We start from the raw sequence: 1948 nt of genomic DNA, 5'->3' as shown, positions 1-1948 counted from the left end.
GCGCGCCCCGCCCCCCCCCCGGCCACTTCGGGGCCGTCCCTCCCTCGGGGTCGGGAGTGCGGGGTTGAGAGTGCGGTCATGGCGGATTTGGGGTGTGCCGGGTGACTGGTAGGGCGGGAGGGTTGCGGGTTGCGGGTTGCGGGGTCGGGAGTGCGGGGAATTTGCCCTTGCGGGAACGGTATTCGCATTACGCTCTCGCTATGAGCCTTGTCGCGGTCGACTCTGGTCGGACCCTGCTCGACCGGTGGGTGTGGTTGTTCGGGCGGCGGCCGGGGTTGTTGTCCGAGGGGGCTCGGCGGGAACTGCTGATCAGAGGGTTGCCTGCCGTGGCGAGTGTGCTTTCCGTGCGGACTCGGCGGGGCGAGGGCGGGTATCGGTTCAGCGTGCGGGTGTCGGTGCCGGGGGAGCTGGCCTATGACGCGCGGGTGCGGCAGCGGGTGCGTAGCCAGGATCTGGAGTGGATGCAGACGGGCGACGTGGTCGGGTGCCGGGTCGATCCGGGGGACCGGGAGCGGGTGGTGTTGTTCGTACCCGAGGTGCCGGAGTCGGGGCGCAAGGCGGCGGCCAAGATCCTGGCGAACGGGCGGCGGGCCGAGGCGACGGTGCTCGCGGTGGCGCCGATCGCCGCCGACTACACCGGGCGCGATGATCCGGTGCTCCGGCTCGATCTGGAGATGCGGGCCTGGGACGAGCCGTTGCCGTGGCGGGTGCGGTTGATCCAGCCGGTGCCGCTGTCGGCGGTCGGGCAGATCGAACTCGGGACGCGGTTGGAGGCGGCGTTCTTCACCGTCGACCGTGGGACTTCGGTCGCGATCGACTTCGCGGCGCTGACTCGCTAGCGCCGCGCTCGTCAGAGGTGGACGAAGGTGAAGCCCGCGGCGCGCAGGGCGGGGAGTGCGGCGGCCATGCCCGCGGCGGTGCCGGATCGCGGGCGGTGCATGTGGGCCAGGGCGATGCCACCCGGAGCGGCTGCGCTCATGGCGCGTTTGACCTGGGCTGATGAGGCGGTGGCGCCGAAATCGGCGTTCACGGTGAAACCCAGCGGGGTCTCGCCCAACTCGTTGACGATGGCGACAGCCACCTCGTCGTAGTGTGCGGTACCGGTGCGGAAGAAGCGGGGCGCGCGGCCGGTGAGCTCGGTGAGCCGCTGATGGTTGTCCCACACCTCGTACGCGGCCTGTTCGGCCGAACCTGTGCCCGCGATCCCGTAGGCGGAGCGCCCGGAGACCGAAAGCGGCTTGTGCACGCTGCCGTGATTGGCCAGCTCGAACAGCGGATTCGCCGCGAGCCGCTGCACCCGAGCCGGGTCGGCATCGACCCAGCGCTTGTTGAGGAACAGGGTGGCCGGGATCCGCTCGGCGATCAGCAGGTCGATCAGCGCGTGGTCGATGTCGCTGTTGCCGGGCCCACCGCACGCATCGAACGTGAGCGCGAACTGTTTGCCTGCGGCGGGGAAACCGCTGGTGATCCCGGGGAGGTCGACGCCCCACTGATGCGGGATGGTGCCCGCGTGCCGGGCGGCTACCTGCGCGGGAGACAGGGCCGGCGCAGCCTGCGGAGTGGCGATCGGCTGCGCGCTGATCGGTGCGACGGGCTGTGGAACGATGCGGCTCGTCGCCTCGGGGGCAACCGAATCGCCTTGTGCGACAGCGCATCCCGTGACAATTCCGGCGGTGAGAGTGGCGCAGGCGCCGAACAGCCGTCGCCGCGACAAACCATTGTTGCCCACAATCCACCCCTCAACGACTTGTTCGCTGGGATGTTATCGCCGATCGGGCCGGTGTGCGCGTCGGATGCGGGCGTGCAGGTAGATCATGAGTGAGGGTAAGTAGCCCAGAGTTGAGGGGGGGGGGGGGGGTGGGGGGCCCGGGCGCGGGGGGAGTGGTGGGGGGTTTGGGTTCAGACCCCGAACCCCGGCCGGGGGGGCGGGGCGGGGGGGGGGGTGTTT

The 1948-nt window shown here is 70.7% G+C and carries 2 protein-coding genes; one reads left to right on the top strand and one right to left on the bottom strand.

The features are described from left to right. The first annotated feature begins 200 nt into the window (after nucleotides 1-200). Nucleotides 201-839 carry a hypothetical protein gene (locus tag ACFWPX_RS35455; RefSeq protein ID WP_378915673.1) on the top strand — a complete coding sequence of 213 codons (639 nt, stop codon included), beginning with the start codon at nucleotides 201-203 and terminating at the stop codon, nucleotides 837-839. An 11-nt stretch (nucleotides 840-850) separates the two neighbouring features. Here ACFWPX_RS35455 and ACFWPX_RS35450 read toward each other — a convergent pair whose 3' ends face one another. Beyond that, nucleotides 851-1729 carry a polysaccharide deacetylase family protein gene (locus tag ACFWPX_RS35450; protein ID WP_378933002.1) on the bottom strand — a complete coding sequence of 293 codons (879 nt, stop codon included), beginning with the start codon at nucleotides 1727-1729 and terminating at the stop codon, nucleotides 851-853. Nucleotides 1730-1948: the final 219 nt, after the last annotated feature.

This window comes from Nocardia sp. NPDC058518 (assembly GCF_042719655.1).
In the GTDB taxonomy this organism is placed as follows: Bacteria; Actinomycetota; Actinomycetes; order Mycobacteriales; family Mycobacteriaceae; genus Nocardia.
This window is presented reverse-complemented; position numbering and strand designations above follow the sequence as displayed.